General features: G+C 37.0%; 20 protein-coding genes and 1 pseudogene. 2 read left to right on the forward strand and 19 right to left on the reverse strand.

Annotated features, from left to right (window positions below):
• Window positions 1-250: 250 nt before the first annotated feature.
• The 19 genes and pseudogenes from FK004_RS00935 to FK004_RS19360 all read right to left on the reverse strand — a co-directional run bounded on the left by FK004_RS00935 (window position 251) and on the right by FK004_RS19360 (window position 16143).
• The gene (locus FK004_RS00935) at window positions 251-1915 is read right to left on the reverse strand and encodes a DUF6035 family protein (protein WP_108735554.1); all 1665 of its coding nucleotides are present in this window, start codon (window positions 1913-1915) and stop codon (window positions 251-253) included.
• A gap of 384 nt (window positions 1916-2299) precedes the next feature.
• Window positions 2300-3106, reverse strand: coding sequence for a PRTRC system ThiF family protein (locus FK004_RS00940; RefSeq protein WP_108735555.1), 807 nt, complete (start codon window positions 3104-3106; stop codon window positions 2300-2302).
• Window positions 3106-3828 (reverse strand): PRTRC system protein B, encoded by a 723-nt coding sequence (locus FK004_RS00945; protein ID WP_108735556.1) that lies wholly within the window; start codon window positions 3826-3828, stop codon window positions 3106-3108. Before FK004_RS00945 ends, FK004_RS00940 begins: the two co-directional genes overlap by 1 nt.
• Window positions 3825-5000: a hypothetical protein gene (locus FK004_RS00950; RefSeq protein ID WP_108735557.1), complete on the reverse strand. Its 1176-nt coding sequence runs from the start codon at window positions 4998-5000 to the stop codon at window positions 3825-3827. Before FK004_RS00950 ends, FK004_RS00945 begins: the two co-directional genes overlap by 4 nt.
• A gap of 18 nt (window positions 5001-5018) precedes the next feature.
• The gene (locus FK004_RS00955) at window positions 5019-5237 is read right to left on the reverse strand and encodes a PRTRC system protein C (RefSeq protein ID WP_108735558.1); all 219 of its coding nucleotides are present in this window, start codon (window positions 5235-5237) and stop codon (window positions 5019-5021) included.
• Between the two features lie 17 nt (window positions 5238-5254).
• Window positions 5255-5866: a PRTRC system protein E gene (locus FK004_RS00960; RefSeq protein WP_108735559.1), complete on the reverse strand. Its 612-nt coding sequence runs from the start codon at window positions 5864-5866 to the stop codon at window positions 5255-5257.
• Window positions 5863-6072, reverse strand: a complete 210-nt coding sequence (locus FK004_RS00965) for a hypothetical protein (RefSeq protein WP_108735560.1) — start codon at window positions 6070-6072, stop codon at window positions 5863-5865. Before FK004_RS00965 ends, FK004_RS00960 begins: the two co-directional genes overlap by 4 nt.
• Before the next feature lie 11 nt (window positions 6073-6083).
• The gene (locus tag FK004_RS00970) at window positions 6084-6422 is read right to left on the reverse strand and encodes a molybdenum ABC transporter ATP-binding protein (RefSeq protein WP_108735561.1); all 339 of its coding nucleotides are present in this window, start codon (window positions 6420-6422) and stop codon (window positions 6084-6086) included.
• Window positions 6423-6433: 11 nt separating this feature from the next.
• Window positions 6434-6916 carry a DUF1281 family ferredoxin-like fold protein gene (locus FK004_RS00975; RefSeq protein ID WP_108735562.1) on the reverse strand — a complete coding sequence of 161 codons (483 nt, stop codon included), beginning with the start codon at window positions 6914-6916 and terminating at the stop codon, window positions 6434-6436.
• Between the two features lie 52 nt (window positions 6917-6968).
• Window positions 6969-8042 (reverse strand): DUF932 domain-containing protein, encoded by a 1074-nt coding sequence (locus FK004_RS00980; protein ID WP_108735563.1) that lies wholly within the window; start codon window positions 8040-8042, stop codon window positions 6969-6971.
• A 44-nt stretch (window positions 8043-8086) separates the two neighbouring features.
• Entirely contained in the window at window positions 8087-8479 is a 393-nt protein-coding gene (locus FK004_RS00985; protein WP_108735564.1) for a single-stranded DNA-binding protein, read from the reverse strand.
• Window positions 8480-9136: 657 nt separating this feature from the next.
• A complete protein-coding gene (locus tag FK004_RS00990; protein WP_108735565.1) occupies window positions 9137-10387 on the reverse strand; it encodes a site-specific integrase in 1251 nt (416 codons plus the stop codon).
• A gap of 303 nt (window positions 10388-10690) precedes the next feature.
• On the reverse strand, window positions 10691-11032 hold the full coding sequence (locus FK004_RS00995; RefSeq protein WP_108735566.1) for a heavy-metal-associated domain-containing protein: 342 nt from the start codon (window positions 11030-11032) through the stop codon (window positions 10691-10693).
• A gap of 21 nt (window positions 11033-11053) precedes the next feature.
• Window positions 11054-13316, reverse strand: a pseudogene (locus tag FK004_RS01000) (TonB-dependent receptor).
• Window positions 13317-13389: 73 nt separating this feature from the next.
• A complete protein-coding gene (locus tag FK004_RS01005) occupies window positions 13390-13794 on the reverse strand; it encodes an HYC_CC_PP family protein (protein ID WP_157955994.1) in 405 nt (134 codons plus the stop codon).
• 48 nt (window positions 13795-13842) lie between these two features.
• Window positions 13843-14292, reverse strand: a complete 450-nt coding sequence (locus tag FK004_RS01010; RefSeq protein WP_108735568.1) for an exosortase F system-associated membrane protein — start codon at window positions 14290-14292, stop codon at window positions 13843-13845.
• A complete protein-coding gene (gene xrtF / locus FK004_RS01015; protein ID WP_108735569.1) occupies window positions 14282-14791 on the reverse strand; it encodes an exosortase family protein XrtF in 510 nt (169 codons plus the stop codon). The genes FK004_RS01010 and xrtF overlap by 11 nt, the downstream gene beginning before the upstream one ends.
• A 51-nt stretch (window positions 14792-14842) precedes the next feature.
• Window positions 14843-15700 (reverse strand): IS3 family transposase, encoded by an 858-nt coding sequence (locus FK004_RS01020; RefSeq protein ID WP_262497642.1) that lies wholly within the window; start codon window positions 15698-15700, stop codon window positions 14843-14845.
• A gap of 14 nt (window positions 15701-15714) precedes the next feature.
• Window positions 15715-16143 (reverse strand): hypothetical protein, encoded by a 429-nt coding sequence (locus tag FK004_RS19360; protein WP_227871586.1) that lies wholly within the window; start codon window positions 16141-16143, stop codon window positions 15715-15717.
• A gap of 155 nt (window positions 16144-16298) precedes the next feature.
• Between FK004_RS19360 and FK004_RS01025 the strand changes: the two genes are divergently transcribed.
• Both FK004_RS01025 and rpsO read left to right on the forward strand, forming a co-directional pair.
• Entirely contained in the window at window positions 16299-16754 is a 456-nt protein-coding gene (locus tag FK004_RS01025) for a GAF domain-containing protein (RefSeq protein WP_108738706.1), read from the forward strand.
• 127 nt (window positions 16755-16881) lie between these two features.
• On the forward strand, window positions 16882-17151 hold the full coding sequence (gene rpsO, locus FK004_RS01030) for a 30S ribosomal protein S15 (RefSeq protein ID WP_108735570.1): 270 nt from the start codon (window positions 16882-16884) through the stop codon (window positions 17149-17151).
• Window positions 17152-17293: the final 142 nt, after the last annotated feature.

Below are 17293 nucleotides of genomic sequence, written 5' to 3' on the forward strand. Positions count from 1 at the left end.
CAAATTTAATGAATTAAAAATATCTTTTAAAAAGCGTTAAGTCAAAAACCAGACGTAAAAAAGCGACGTTCTTTTGCTTCTTTTCTTTGGTCGCAGATGTGAAAAGAAAAGAAGTTCGCCAAAAGTAAAATGGGATAACGAATATCCCAAGCAATATTAACTCAATATGTTTGGCGCTTGGCGAAGAAGCGGATTTCGAAGCATTAAATTCACCCCAGCACAAAAAATGTTTCTGTTGATCTCTGTATGTTCATATTCCATCTTTTGGATAAAGGTCGTTAAAAACTTCGTCAAAATCATATTTTTGTCTTGGCATCTTCGAGTAAAACTGTTCAACCTTTTTTTGAAAAGTTCCTTTTTTGTCAAGTTGAATTAGTTTGTCCCAAAATCCAAAACGCTTAAAGACTAATTCAACATACTCCCAATATTCACTGTAACTTTGAATAGCATTATTGGCGAATGAAACCCATACATTGCCTTTCGTATAATTGTACCAGACCATTTGTTCTTTTCGTACAGTTTCCACAATAAAAAGTAATTTTGAAAAACGAACAACATCTGAAACAAGGTTTCTATCTTTCAGATTATTACAAAAATTGAAAATGTGAAAATTTTCTTCTGTTATTTTCTGTTCATCTTTAAATTTAGACAATGTTAATTTATCATTTTCGGTTAGTCTGTAACCTGTTTTAAATAAATACAATGCAGGCATAGTTTTGTGAATATTCTCATTTTCGAATAAAGCTTGTAAAGGTGTTCTGCCATTTTCTGTAGAATATATATCAAGCTCAATGTTATTCGTTTTTAAAATGAAACTAAGAAAAACAACATCGTCTTGTGTTGCTTCGTCAATCCATTTAATTAAAGGCGATTTACTTTTTCCTCTTAAGTCCAATGTTTTGTTTAGAATACCGAGTTCAAAATCGTCCAATTCTTCAATTTCAATTGAAATAATGTCAAAATTTTGAGATTTCTTTTTTCGGAAATCTGCAATTTTAGTAATTATTTTTTTTGCCGTTTTTTCTGCATTTTCAAGTTTTACTTGTTCACGTCTTTTTCTTTCGGCTTCTTTTAATTCTTCGACCTTTTGTTTTTGAAGTGTTTCCGTTTTTATTTTGTTGTCGCCATAATTGTAGAAATACACTTGAAAAACTTCGCTGTCAAATTTTAGTTCATTCAATGTAACAGAGTTATTGAGCCATTTCGTTAGCAATTTGTTGTCGTCTGTGAGGAAAGGGAACTTGTAATCGCAATCAAGTTTAAGTGTTTCTGATTTTTCGTCAAGTTTGAAAAAGTTTTCATACTTGGCTAAATATTTTATATCTCGTTCTAAAGTCCCTTGATTGTGTATATCAAAGTTGTCAAGTATCCAAATTAGATACATTCCGTGTTTTTTATAAAAGTTTTGACGACTTAGAATGTAGCCAAGCGATAAATCAGAAAGTTGAATTTCAAATACAAGTTCTTTGTCTTGATATTTGCAATAAACATCTGGTCTTCTTTTCTCGTTGTCTTTGACGATAAACTTGTTGTCAATTTGAATAGTGTTTAAATCAACGCCTGATACGATTTTTAAAAGTACGCCAATTTTGTTTTTCAGTTCTTTGTGTCTGTCGCTTTCTTTGGCTTTTAGAATTGCGGTTAATTTTTCGTGGTCGTACGGAGAAAGTTTTCCATCTGCTAAAATACAAAAATCGTGTCCCGGTTTATGCTTAAAATGAAGTCTGTCATACTTACTACCTGAAACCATTAAATCTTGTTCACATTCGCAACAAGAAAGTTCAAGATTTTTTTCGTGATATTTTCTTCTAATTTGAAATGCGTCTTTGGTTATGTCAAACACTTTGTCTGCATCAAGAATTTCTCCCGATGTTTTGTTAAACGCAATTTTTATTGAGCGGTCGTGTCGTCCCATTTTTTATATCGTAATTGTGTTGTATTGTATCGTTTTAGCATGATTGCTAAGCTCTAAAATGACGAAATGAGTATTTTATATATCAGAACAAAGCAATTAGTTTAGTAAAATACAAATTTACTTAATTACCAAAAACCAGACGTAAAAAAGCGACGTTCTTTTGCTTCTTTTCTTTGGTCGCAGATGTAAAAAGAAAAGAAGTTCGCCAAAAGCAAAATGGGATAACGAATATCCCACGAAATAATGACGCAACCTTTTTGGTAAAATGTAAGGAAATGGAATTGTGGAGTGGTACATTTTGGCAAAGTGGTTGCACCTAATTAAATGCAAAAATACGTTTCCGACCGTAGCGAGGAATTGCATTTTTGCCGCCCGATTTTCGGGTCAGGCGACTTTTATCGGGTGGGTATTAAAATCTTTCAGATTGTGGAAAAACCCCCTGTATTCTGACATTCCATAACGGAACAAATTCCAGAGCAGGGAACATCCCATTTGTGCCAAAGATGAATTGATAAATAAATCCTGTTTTTCTAATGCTTCGGCAAGTGAACAACTTGGCGTGTCGTCCTGTTCTTCGGACTGTTTCAGTAGTTCTGCAAATTCATCGGTAACAAATGGCAGGCTTGCCACCGTTTCGTATTTCTCGGAATTGGGTTGTTGGATAGTTCCTATTGTAGATATTAGCACTTGCCCTGTGTGTTGACTATTGCCAAAATCTAACCAATAACGTGGGCGGTTGGAATAGGCTTTACCGTTGTTCAGCATTTTTAAAATGTCCGCAATCTCAAATCTTGCTCTTACGCTATCTACACAAGAAATATAAATACTTGCACCTACATTTTCGGGCAATTTATCCAAACAGTCTTTTTCAAATTTTATCGTTTCTGCTTTCCAATTTGTTCCCGAAAATCGGTTGGCTCTGTTAATTAGTGCAACGGATTTGTACAATCCAATTTCAGATTCTGCAAAACGCTGTCTGCCCAAATTTGCTTGGGTAATTAAATCATCATCCCAAAGGCGGATTTGTAATCCTGCGTGTCCCAACTCAATTAAACTGTGGTTCATTTCCATCAATGCAGTCAAAACCTTTGAACCTGTGCCACCTGCACCAATTAAATTTACTAAAATCGGATTGGTCGGATTGATTAAATCGCTATCCGTAAAATGTATTTTTTGTTTAGCTATATTCATCACAAAAGATTTTTAAGTGTTTTGTTATTCGGTTTCAATACCTCTTTCGGGAAGGCTTTATCTGTACCAATTAGGTTTTTCCAAACGGTTACACAATTTCCGTTTATCGGATTGTAATTTCCCAATAAATGACTGAAATAGCTATTGAAAAAATAGCTTTCCCAAGCTTGTATAAATTCCTCCACGGATGCCGAATTTTGAATATCAATATTTACCGTTCCCATACAAACGTTGCCGTTTTCATACACATTGAAAAATGGTGCGTAATGCAAAAGCGTTTTTTCTGTGGGTCTTCTGTCGCTTTTCAAAGCAAAAACTGAAAGACTATTTTTACTGGCAAACCAAAGCATTGGCGGTACTTGTGCTTTTCCGTTCGGAATACCCAAACCATTTACAAAATACAATTGCCTTTGCTGTGCCTTGGTGTACCAAAGTACCGTACCTTTTTCACTCGGATTGATGTGCAGAATGTTGGTTGGCAAAATTCCTTTAGGTTTTAAAAAAGCTTTGTTCTTTTCTTCGTCGGTCTGTAATGATTTTGCCAATACATTGGCTTCTTTTACCGTCAAAAGATGCGCATTTATTGGATTTCCATTTCTGTCCATATCGAAATGCTCCACGTAGCTATCGGTATTTGTTCCTTTGGTTTCATAAAAAACCAAAGCAGATTTTGGAAAATATAATGTTCCAAAATTCTCCGTGATGTCGTTTAGGTTATTCATTTTACTGTCGTTTTATATTCATTTAATAAACCGCATAAGTCGTTCAATATGGGAAACAAGCGGTTTTCAAAATCAAGGTTGTTTGCTGTTATTTCGCTTCCGTCAAAGTGCTTTGAAATCGTAGGTTCTGCCATTGCACCGTACTCATTAAATTCATTATTGATACTTTCCGAAAGGCTTTCATACAACCAACCTTTGGTATCTGCTACAAATGAAATATATTTTTCCATTCCAATGGTTTCATTATCGCAATCATCATTATAAGGGTCTTGTTCCGAAATGGGGGCGTTTCTAAAAATACTTGTTGTGGGATATTCCGTAAAAAGTACAAAAACTTTAGAAGCTAATTGCCAACATTCTTGGTCAAATTCATCAAGGCTTTTGAAGTTGTTTAAACGCTGTTCAAATAGTTGTAAATTGATACGATTGAATAGTTTCTGTTCTATCTTATCTCCAATTTGTTCGGCTTGTCTTAACTCGCCTTTGTATTTCTCAGTTTCATCCGTTTCATCGTCCTGTTCCACCCAATCGCACATCATTTCATACATCCAATACAAATAGCTATTTTCCCGTCGGTAATAAGGTAGGTCGGCAATGTGGTATAAATAACTGAATACGGAAACCAACAATTGAGCGGTCTTTTTATACTTCAGGTTATGGAGCATTTTAAAGAGCGGAATGATAGGAATATAATACAAAGTCGTTCTTGTGTCGTACCGTTCCTCACTTATAAAAAAGGTTTTCTTACTGTCCTGTACCAATCGTAAACTATCCCAATTCAAATGGGTGCGTTTTAACTTGGTTTCTATATCCCACATCGCCAAAGTTATATTGTAAGGATAGCCGTAAATCTGTGTCTGCATCGGTTCTACGCCATAATGCTCGGCAAGTTTAGAAAGGGATTGATAAATATCCCTCTCCATTTTTGCTGTTTCCTTACAAGCCTGGAAAGATTGTTCTGTTTTCAGTTTAGGCAGAAATGTGGACTTTAGAAAACCATTGGCAACATTGCTATCGGTACGGCTTTCCGTTTGTCTTTTTGTACTTGGTTTGCATCTTTTGGTCTTTGCATCCACTGTGCGAACTCGTTTAACTGTCGATGCAATTGCCGTTGTCGTTTCTGTTCTGGGATTTTGATAATCCCCGATATTATATGTGGTTGCATAATTCATCTTTTTTACAATTTTGGTTTAACCTTTTGTACCCATTACGCTCTCAAATTTGTACTCTACGGCATCGTCTTTTATTTGCGGTGCAGATATTTTTGCCGTTGTCAAAATCGGGTACATATTGGCGTAAAAATTCATCACGGCTTCCACACTCCAACGTGGTTCGGGGTCGGTCAGTTTGATGTCTTGTCCTTTATCTTTGAGTATAAAAATTCGTTCTAATTGCGTTGCTAATAACATAATTTTGAAATTTTAGATTAATAATTTTGTTCGTCCTCGTCTGTTTCATCAATAGGATAATCATCAAAAACCTTTTCCTCTTGCTGTGGTTCGGGTTTTTCTACTTCGGTTTCTCCAAAAAGGCTCGGTGTTGCAAACTTGTCAGATAGTGCATTTTTACGTTTGCGTATCTCGTCTGCTTTTTCGGGAAACTCTATTATATCGGGTACTTTCATCCACGCTTCACGGAATTTGCATTCCTTCTCCAATTCATCAGCTTTTGCCATTCCGTCTTTGAACTTCTTGTCTTTGGCTTCCTGCTCTTTCTTCTGTTTATCGGCTTTTTCTTTCTCCATAGCCGATTGCTTTTTGACTTCTTCCAATTGTTTTAAGAATTTTTCCATATCTACCATTAAACCCGAAACGGTTTGGATAGGTGCAGTTATTTGCTCAAAAAAACCATCATCAAACTCCTGCGGTGTAGCGTTAAATATCAATGGCGGAATTAGGTTTTTGGCGTTATCTCCGCATTGTTCGTTGTTGAGCATAACCGATACGATTAGGTTATTTTCTGCTCCTTTTGAAATGTTCAGTTGTAAAACTCCTGTAAAGTCCAACTGCTGTATCTGATTAAAAAAATTAGTGTTCATTGCTGTAAAATTTTAGTTGTTAATAATTGTTCTTTTATTACTTTTAGTTTCTCATACATATCCACCCAATAGACTTTTTGCCTTTTGTCAAACTCGGAAAAACCTTTATCCTTGTGTCTATATTCCTTGTATTCTACTGTTATTTGGATAGCTTGTTCAAGGTCTGTTACTTCGATTTGACAACCGTTTAAATCTGTTACTTTCATTACTTTAAATGTTAATTACTGATTTCTGCTATTTGGTCAATCCTGCCATACACAATACTTTTAAGGCTTGTTTTGTCGGGGGCATTATATTCTGACCAATTGCCGTATTGTTTTACTACATAGGTTTTCAAAACATCCTCAAACCCAAACCGATAACCCATTAAGGGAACGGCTCTTTTGAAGTAGGCATTTCGGTTTACTGAATCTGCAAGCCAATTCTTTTCCGCTCTGTTCATTTTTTCGCCTTTGTTCAGTTTCTTTCTCAATAGATAAACCTTTGCAAATTGTAGGGTTTCCAATTCGGGTACATCATAGCGGACAAACTTGATGGCAATTATTTTAGTTTCCATTATTCTTGCTTTTAGGGTTGATGATTGGCTATTTTCTGTTCTAACAAGGTTTCCAAAATCTCGCAATCGCTGTCGTATTCTTTGCCCTCAAAATGATAGGTATCGGCTTGTTCGTCAAACTGATACTTTTCAAAATCATCATCTTTCAAATTAGTATCTGTGAGTAGCTTGTCAGCAAATGTTGCTCTGCCATATATCAAGCAACCCAATTCCTTATAATCCTGTATGAAATTCACTTTATAGCATTCTGCTATTTTTTGTACAACTTCTATATTAGGAGACCATTTTGTTTCGTATTGAAAAATGCCTGTATCGCCTTCATTTTGGTAGATGGCAAAGAAATAACCTCCATCATTTTCAGAAACAAAATCGGGTAATTGCCCACATTGTTCTATTAATTCTTTTTCTGCCATTAACTTGAATAGTTGTTGTATCTGTTCGATTGTTTCAGGCTTACCCTCGAAAACTACCGTATTACTACACCAATTTGCCATAATGTTAGTTTTTATAAGGCTACCACCGATTAAAGCGGTAGCCTATAGTTATTTAATTAAGGTTTAAGACTTCCGCACCGTCTGTTGCAAAGGCTGTACATAATTCAAATGCTTTCTGTGATTTGAGTTGGGCAGTACCACCCAATACAATACTCTGCAACTTGGCTTCATCGTTTTTGTAATTTCGTACATTCTGATAGTAGCCTGTAACGGCATTGTACGCTCCGAATAATGTGCCTTTTGTGGTGTCCATTTGTTGCGTTTCGCTTATCATCGCATAAGAAAAAGCATCATCAACGGTGTTTTTAAACAAGGTTGAAATTTCATCTTCTGCACCTTTTTTAATTAAGTCAAGCGTTTCTTTATTCGGGCAAAGTGCCAATTGGATTAGCTTTTTCACTTCTTGGTCTGTTACTTTTACGCTTGCCCATTCATTAAAAATATCCTCTAATTGGTTGCTCAAAGTGTTCGCCAGTCCCATAATTTTATGAGCGTTCTCAATACGCTGTTTCGCTCCCGAAGTATGTTTGATACGAACTACATTGGTCATACTGCGTAGTGAAGCATTCAGCGTATTTTGGCAAACAATTCTGACAGGTGTAAATGCAGCTGTGATACTTCCGCTACCATCGTGTGAAGTAGTTAGGAAAATGTACTTTTCTGTAACATCATCGCCATTGCCCACACGGATATAGTCGGGTAATTTGGCTGTAATAAATATGCGCTCTCCGTTGCCTAACGCTCCTGCGGTTTCATACAGAATACCCTCGCCACCACCTACAATAACATCAAAGAAATTAAAGGCTTCACGGTTTTGTACGATGTGGTAATCCTTACCAACTACACCTAATACTGCGTTGTTATCCGTGCGTATGTTGGCGAAATAATTAGGAACTTCCAATTCGTTACTGCCTATCTCAATGCCGTTTGTCGTTTCGATAATCCCCGAACCTTTGGTAAATAATGGGGATTTTACAACTTCGTAATCTAACCCTGCGTGTTTGATAGCTTCCTCGCTCGTTGGGTATTGCTCTACGATTTGCCCCAAACCGTGCCACGCTTTTTGTTGTACGCTAAAGAATGAATAACGTCCTGTTCTTTCGTTGAAATTGATATTATGTGCCATGATAAAATGATTTTAAATTTTGAAAATTGTTTGAATACTCGCTGTTAAAATGGGAGGTCGTCATCTGTTTCCTGTGCTGTAACCTTATTTTTTTCGGCTTGTGCAGTTGCCGGTATTGTTTCCGCTTTCCTGCTACCTCCGTGCATTTTGATTTGTGAGGTATGGAAATTAAGACCTGCTCTTGCTTCTCCGTCATTGCCTGTCCACGCTCTTGCAGTTACCCTTCCCGATAATTCTACCAATGTGCCTTTAGTTAGGATTTTGACAACGTTGGGCGTTATCCAATAGGAGCAATCGAAATATGTCGTTTGCTCTATGCGTTCGCCCTGCTTGTTACGGTAGCTGTCATTTGTCGCTACTGAAAAGTTTACTACTTGTTTTTGCTGAGACGTTGTGCGTACCTCCGCATCTCTCGTCAATCTTCCTGTAATGTTCATAATTTCTATTTTTTACGTTATTGATTTTGTTCTTATTTTATTTTTTTTGATTTATTCGGTAATGAGAGGAGGTGCTGAAGTTTCGTTTCTCTTTTACCATTTCTAATGCTGTATTTTTTCATTTCTGACATTTTTTTTATTCGTTTAAAGAGCCGGAGTATGCTTTGTTTCGTTTCACGAGCATAAAAGGTTCGTGTTTAGCAACAGCAAGGTTTTGACAAAAAATACTACCCGGATGGGTGGAGATTTTTTGGCAAAACCGCAGGGCTTGACCTTTCTGTTGCGTTAAGAACACGGAAATATCTTTGCTCTTGAAATGGGACAAACAGCATACTGGCTCTTGGATAAAAACCTATGTGGAAGCCAGTGGAAAAGGCATTAAGAAATGGTCTATGTGATTACAAAACCAGAATTTATCTGACAGAATTTTAACGATTTTTAAGCGTTTGTGGCTATGAAAGCCACCAAAAGGATATTGGAAAATATTTCTTGGGATTTGCCCTGAATTTTCCGATATGTTTTTCAGTATATCCAACCAAAGCTCTTTTATGCGAAGGGGATAAGGAAGGGAAATAAATGTGCTTTGGGGATAAAAAGTGTGGGCATAAAAAAAGCAGGATGGTTAAGTCCTGCTTACTATTATTTTTATTGTAAATATCAAATGGTTTCAATAAAGGCTTCTTCCATTGCCTTAAATTTATGTGATATTAAATCCATGTCTTTGCTAATCTTCTGGCTGGTTATCTTGGCATAAATTTGTGTAGTTGAAATATTTTTATGCCCCATCATCTTGCTTAGGCTTTCAAGTGGTACGCCTTCCGTCAAAAACATAGTGCCAAAAGTATGCCTTGCCGTATGAAATGTTACTTTTTGCTCTGTTATAATCTCAACTTCCTGAATTAATTTATCAATATAACTATTGCAAATCTTATTGGTTGGGACAGGGAAAATAAAATCGTTTTGGGTAATACCTGCATATTTTTCGATTAATCGCTTAGGAATTTCCATTAATCTCACATTTGAAGCAACATCAGATTTTTGCCTACGGCTTATAATCCACTCATGGCCATCAAAGAAAGACTGGATATTACTCTTCTTTAGTTTTTTGATATCAATATAAGCTAATCCAGTGAAGCAACTAAAAATGAAAAGATTTTTTACAAGCTCATATTTTTCTTTTGTTGGGGTATGGAAAAGAAGGGTTTCTACCTGTTCTTTCAATAAATAGCTTCGATCATTTTCCTTCATAGAAATCTCATAGTCTTCAAATGGATTTCTTCTGATAAGTCCATTCTTGATTGCAAGTTCTGCCACACGATATAAAGGCATTGTATAAACCCAAACGGTATTATGTGTACAGCCTTTATCCACCCGCAAAAACAAGTCAAATTCCCTGATAAAGTCACAGGTCAATTCTCTAAAAGCCATATCATCTCTATAATACCGGCAAGTGATAAATTCCTTGAGGTGATTATAGACAATTTTATATTTGTAATACGTGCTTTGTGAGCGTTCTCCCTTGGAAACCATTTTCTCGAAATCTTCATTGTTTTTCTTAAAGATTTTTAGCAGAGAGTCTTCCATGACACCAACGCCTAAAAACGAAAGTTTTACTTTTTGTGCAGTTGCAAAGCCTTCATCTTTGAGCATCTCATCATAAATCTTATTGATGCGCACACGGATTTTATCCAATTTCTGGTTGGTGCTTAATGCCAAGCTACTCTTACCCAATACACGACCGTGTTTTAAATCCCAGCTATTGGGATCAATTTCTAGTTTGGTTCCGAATGTTTTAGGGGTTCCGTCGATGGTAATACGTCCCATAACTGGTACATTACCGTTCTTTTTTGGTTCATTTTTCTTCAAGTAAAGCAATAACTTGAAGGTGGATCTTTTAACTGTCTCCATAACTCAATTGTTTAATGTTTAAAATTAACTATCAATGAGTTACAAGGAACTATGAAAAAGAATGCAAAAGATTGAATTATAGTCTTTTATCTAAATCATTACAAGACTAAACTGGTAATGATTTAGTAACCTAACCTTGTCTTTTTAAGTCCAAAACCTGTCGTACACCGACCTCCAACTTTGTACTACCATTTTATAAACCTCTGTATAATAACTGTTTTAATCGTTTTGCTTACTTTTGCTTTTTACTAATCTTTTTTAAGCAAAAAAAACCTCAGGTGTTGTGACCTGAGGTTCTGCATTTTAACCTTTCCTTTCGTACATACAGCAATGATGTAACTTCTCATAATCTTCATCCTTGGCTTTTACCTGGTCCGTATCGTGTCCTGCTTTCGCTACAGCCTGATGAATTTTCACAACATCCGATTTTTCTTCGTTAAGGATCACATGAAGTGTCGTATCATCCGAATGCCATACGGCAGACTTAACGCCCGGCACACTGAACGCTGCTTTTTCAATTCTTTTTTTACAAAGTTCACAGTTGCCATTCACTGCAATATCATATTTGGCATTTTTCTTCTTTTCCTGAGCATTTACAGAAATCCCCATCAGGGCAACCAGCAATACAAAAATTATTTTTTTCATCTTTATCGTGTTTTTAATCAGTTATATTATTTTAAAACGCAGTCCGGCATAATACATTTGCCCAAAAATGGGGCCATAAATCATAGAACTGTCGAAATAGGCTCCAAACGGATCGTCACTGCCTACAATAGCATTCTTTTGTTTGTAATTTGTAAGGTTCTCCCCTCCCACATACACTTCAAAAACCGGAGAGAACGAACGGGTAATCTGCGCATTCATCAGTGAAAAAGAAGGCGAAAATTCTCCCAATTGGTATTGCGGTGGATTGGAGGCTGTAGTCGGTAATTTTTGCTTGCCCAGCCAATTATAGGTATAATCAAATTTCCATTGCCGCCCTTTATCAGTGACATGGGTTTCATATGCTATATTAGCAAAAACACGGTTTTTTGCCTGCAAAGGACGCTCGTTGCTTCCGCTTCTGTAGTCGGTACGGATGTCATAATATTTATAAGCCGTACGCAGGCTCAAATGGGTCGTAAGCGTATAATTAAATTCTAACTGCAGGCTATTCGCACTGCAGGCTATTCGCATAAGACTTTCCATCGAGATTATAGAACAATACCTGCTGTGGCCCCTGATACAGGTCTACCACCGCCTGGTTCTGGAAATCCGTTCGGTAAAAGTCGAAAACCACCTCAGCTTCTTTAGCAAAAAGATGGAACTTCTGTATAAAGCTCAGTCCGTAATTCCAGGCAATCTCAGGATCCAGCCCATAGATTTTTCCGCCTGAATTCAAAATTGAAAAGGTTCGTGAAGATGCAAAAAGCGATTGATTCTCAGCAAAAATATTCGCCAGGCGTTTTCCTCTTCCTGCAGAAACTCTCAGGGTTCCTTTTTCCCAGGGATTATAACGCGCATGGAGTCTTGGCGTAAAAAAAGTGCCCAACCGGTTGTGTACATCTACCCGCCCTCCGGCAACAATACTCAGGTTATCGGAATTATCATAGGTATATTCAAAAAAAGCACCTACCGAATTATCAATCCTGCTATAGTCACGGATGTTGACAAACTCATCATATTGATCATAGGTGAAGTTTAATCCGGTCGCAAATTTATTCATGGTATTCGAAATAATCGAATTGAAAATCAGGTTGGAATAGAAACTCTTCTGGTGGATATCATATTGGTTCAGCCCAAAATAAGAATCCTGTTTGTGGCTGTTGAATGAATTCTGGAAACCAATCGACTGGTACGGCATATCCGGGAATACATAGCCTAATTTTGCCGAAAGGTCCACTTTTTCAGTATTCACTTCCGATCCCCAGAAATTTGTAGTCAGCTTGTCTCTTTTCTTATCAAAGTCCAGTTGTCCCGCCTGCTTTTCATCTTTCATATAGCGAAGGTTGATAAAGCTCACCCAGCCTTTTTCAGCATCTACATACTGCCATCGGTTTAGCACATTGATTTGTTTCGCTAAAGGATTGTCCAGGAAACCGTCATCATTCATGTCGTTTTTCGCTACTCTTGTATTCCCATGCAGGAACAGGCTGGTCGACCATTTGTCACTTACCTTTTTATTAAAGTGCGTATTCAGTTCAAAACGGGAATCTGTCGAACCGTAAGCATTCAGGAAAAATGGAATGTCATTCATCGGTTTGATCAGTTCGGTATTGATTTGCCCAGAAATGCTTTCATAACCATTCACAACCGATCCCGCACCTTTGGTAATCTGGATACTCTCCACCCAGGTACCCGGGGTAAAAGAAAGCCCATAAGCCTGGGAAGCACCGCGAACGGAGGGAATATTCTCTTCGGCAATCAGGATATACGGACTGGTAAGGCCCAGCATTTTAATCTGCTTGCTTCCGGTTATAGCATCCGAGAAATTTACGTCTATAGAAGGATTCGTTTCAAAACTCTCCGAAAGGTTGCAGCAGGCGGCTTTCAGCAGTTCTTTATGGCCTAAAACCTGCACATTCGCAGTAGTTCCGCTCAGTCGCTCCAGGCTCTTGCGCCGTTTCGCCACAATGACTTCCTGTAGTGTGTTTTCGGAAAAAAGCAGGTGGTTGATTTTTTTATTTTGGGTAACCGTAATGGTATCGGACTTGAATCCCACAAAACTGATTACCAGTTGGGAATGTTCCTGTGTATAAGGAATGGAAAAAATTCCTTTTTCATCGGTTTGGGTTCCAATTGTGGTCCCCGACCATACTACTGAAGCCCCGGCTAAGGGAAGTGTAGCCTCTGTGGCAGTGGATTCATAGATAACGCCCTCCAGTTTTTCCTGAGCAGATAATGCCACGGAAAACAGGGCAAACAATATCCCTAAGATTTGTTTTTGCATACTGTAATTTTAATGTTTAAAAATAATCGAACGATAACAGCTGTTATCAAACTTCCAGTTCAAACAGTAAAAATCAGGCGTAAAGAATGTATTGGCAATAGAGTTGAAAGAGTGGTGGCGCATGGGCATCGCAATAATAAGCCACATCGGAAGGCGTTTGTACCTGTGGATAAGCCGCAAAAACCAACGGTTTCCATTCCGGAATAACATAAAAATTATCCGTAGTAACGCTTAAGGCTTTTGTGATTACATTGTCCGATTTGTGTTTTACTTTGACCACTTTGTCCTTACAGCAGGATGCTTTCTGGACCTGCTCCCCGCAACAGGAATATGCTTTTCCCGGATTTGCCTTTAGGGCATACCCCGTAGAAACAGAAGCAAGTTGATCACCACAAAAATGCACCGTGAATGCGAAGCCGATGTTGGATACCATCAGTAGCAAGGCCATTACGATACATGTAGACTTTTTAAAATTCATCTTTTCTGTGATTGCTGCAAAAATATTTAAAATTACCGATTAAAACGGTTAAAGACTGTTATTTTTCTTCCCGGCATACTGTTGAAAATAAAGTGCCGGAATAAAAAGCAGGACAAAGAGAGGCTGTATAAGGAACCGGCGGATGTAAAAAAAGGCAAGTGCATTCTCTTTTCCTGAAAAATGAAGCAATCCAAAAAGGCCCATCAATAGCAGTACCAACAGGATTCCATATAAAACCCCGAGTACTTTGAGCATTTCCCGATCGCGGAAGAGGACATAGATAATAAAAAGCGAGAGTATCATATTAAGGGCATAGCGAAAGACAAGCCCACAAAACAATCTCATACCATTGTAGTCCGGAAACTCCTGATGCTGGTAATCATACTTAAAATAAATAAGGAATGGATCATAAAAAAGACGGTCTTCAAATATCCTTACGCAGGCCAGGGCTATAATTCCCAGAGCGAGTAAAGCCAGTTTTAGTATTTTATTTCCCATCACCTGCAAAATCAGAGAATTTAGCAATCCACAAATACCATAGTAGAAATACAGCGCCATAGATGGCTAACGGAAATACCACGCCATGCAACATATTGGTATATTCCGGGTAACGGTACAACGCAATCCCCAAAAGGGCAATCCGGAGGATATTAAAACAATGGATCCCTAAAATACCAAATACTATAAAGACGACAGTTTTATACCAGCGTCCTGAAAAAGCAATGATAAAAGCCGCAAACAGGATCATAATACTGATCGCATTACAGCCTTCTACAATCTTAGCGATATAATACTTCTGGATAAAGAGCCTGACACTGGGAGCAAAGGGATCGGCAGTAATCATGGCGTCGACATCAAAGAAAGATAACAGTTCTTTGGTTTGTGTGGCTACGATGACGGTGAAGCCGTCCACTTCATTCCTGGCGGCATCATAGTGTTGTAAATAGTAATTATACACCAGTAGCAGCACGCCATACACAAGGAAAAATTTGACCATGTCTAGTCCTAGAATAGCAATACAGGATTAATAATAATAAAAGTACATTTTTTAGACAGAAGTAGCTTCATGGTTACTTCTGTTTTTTGTTTTATAGGTTTTCATTTCTATTTCTTTTTGCTGATGCATTTGCATCGGAGTAAGCATATGATTAGAGCAATGCGGTCTTACTAGATTATAAATCTGTATAGATTCCTTAACTACTAACTTAATAATATTAAGTTGCTGATCATTATACCTATCTACTAAAAACTCCTGTTTTAATATTCCATTTACCCTTTCAGCGACCGCATTTTGATATGGATCATAAGACTCAGTCATGCTACAGCGCAGGTTTTTAGTCTTGCGTATCACTTTTTGATATTCATCAGAACAATATTGTATACCTCTATCTGAGTGATGGATTAACGACAAACAACTATTTTTCCTGCTCTTAAGAGCCATTTGTAAAGCTTTAAGACTATTTTCGGCATTTAAATTAGTAGCTACATTAAATCCCATGATCCGTTTTGAATATGCATCTGTTACTAAGCTTAAATAGCAGGGCTTACTTCTTTTTCCGATGTATGTAATATCGGATACCCAAACCTGTTCAGGACGTATTATTTTTAAGTTTTCAATTAAATTCTTGTGTTTTTTAAAACGATGATATGAGTTAGTCGTAATATGATAGCTCCGTTTTGGAGATATTAGCAGATGGTTTACTTTGAGGATATTAAAAAACATATCTCTTCCAATCTTCAATGCTCTAAGCTCCTGGTTTAATAAATAATACAACTTTCTCGTACCGATACGAGGCATTTTCATCCTAATCTTTCTTACCATAAGAATGACTTGTTCAGACTTTGATTGCTTTAAGATTTTTCTTTTAATGCTACGATAATAGACCTGCCTGTCTATCCCGAACAAACTACAGGTAAAACCTAAGGTTTGTTTTTGTTCTTCTTTAAATAGGACAATTGTTCGGGTGATGAGTTTTTTCGGATATCGATATTATATTCTTTCTCTGCAATATCAATAAGCATATCAAAAATAATAGCTTTCTTATCCGTAAAATTAACTTGTTGCTCCAGATGAGCTTTCTGTTTTTCAAGAAGCGTAACTTTAGCTTCGAGTTCCATGATTTGCTGTTCAGGTGTTTTAGCCATTTGAGATGGGGTTTGGGTTTCCCAATCAAAGTTACCAAATTTTCTAAGCCAACTAACAACTGTTGAACGTGCTTGCACACCATATTTTTTACAAGCTCCATGTGTAGATAACTCTCCTCGTTCAATCTCATGGACGATTTGCAATTTGAGAGACATACTGTAATCTCGCTGGGTTCGCTTTACATAATTTTTCTCTTTAGACATAATTGAGTTTTTTTTTGTATCGCTATTTCAGGACGGGACACCAGGAAAATAAAAAAAAGCCGGTATTTTCGGAGGTATACTTTCACTATTTTATTTTTAACAAATTTATGCAATTAAATACAGTTCCATATAATACTTTTGTAAAAAGATACATCATGACTTTCGAAGAATTACGCCCTAAGGTTTTAGACATACTCCATCATAGTAACACCTTACGCGAAGAGAAATTATTACAGGTTTGCCATCTCTTAAAAGACAATATCGATTACTACGACTGGGTTGGATTTTATTTTAAGAATGGCGATAAGGAAGAACTAATCCTGGGCCCTTATGCCGGGGAACCAACAGACCATACTATAATTCCATTTGGGAAAGGCATCTGCGGGCAGGTGGCAATCTCCAACCAGAATTTTGTGGTGCCGGATGTTAGTGCACAGGACAATTATATTTCCTGCAATATTTCGGTTAAATCCGAAATTGTAGTGCCTTTATTTGTCAATGGGGAAAATATTGGCCAAATCGATATCGATTCTAACATTGCCGATACTTTTGACGAGTCCGATGAGCGCTTCTTAGAATTTGTAAATGCCGAAATAGCCAAACTTTTTTAGCCCTGCATCCTCCTAATGAATAGATTCACTTGTATTTTTATTTGCAGGTTCAAAAAATAAGATTACTTTTGCACCCGAATAGGATATCCTTATTCACTACATAATAATCATTTAAAATAATATTAGCATGTACTTAACTAAAGAAGTTAAAGAAGAAATTTTCGCTAAACACGGAAAATCGGCTACAAACACTGGTTCTGCAGAAGGACAAATTGCACTTTTCACTTTCAGAATTGCTCACTTAACTGAGCACTTGAAAAAGAACCGTCACGATTATAACACGGAGCGTTCCCTGGTACTTTTAGTAGGTAAGAGAAGAAGTCTTCTTGACTACCTTAAAAAGAAAGAGATCAACAGATATCGTGAGATTATCAAAGAATTGAATATTAGAAAATAATATCAATAAAAAGAGGTGCGTACGCGCCTCTTTTTATTTTAACAACTATTGACTGAAAAAGTTTGGTTTTTCATTGGGTTTCATACAACTACACACAACAACTACACAACACAACTTGAAACCCATTGTATAATCAAAGAAT

This window comes from Flavobacterium kingsejongi, assembly GCF_003076475.1.
Lineage (GTDB): Bacteria > Bacteroidota > Bacteroidia > Flavobacteriales > Flavobacteriaceae > Flavobacterium > Flavobacterium kingsejongi.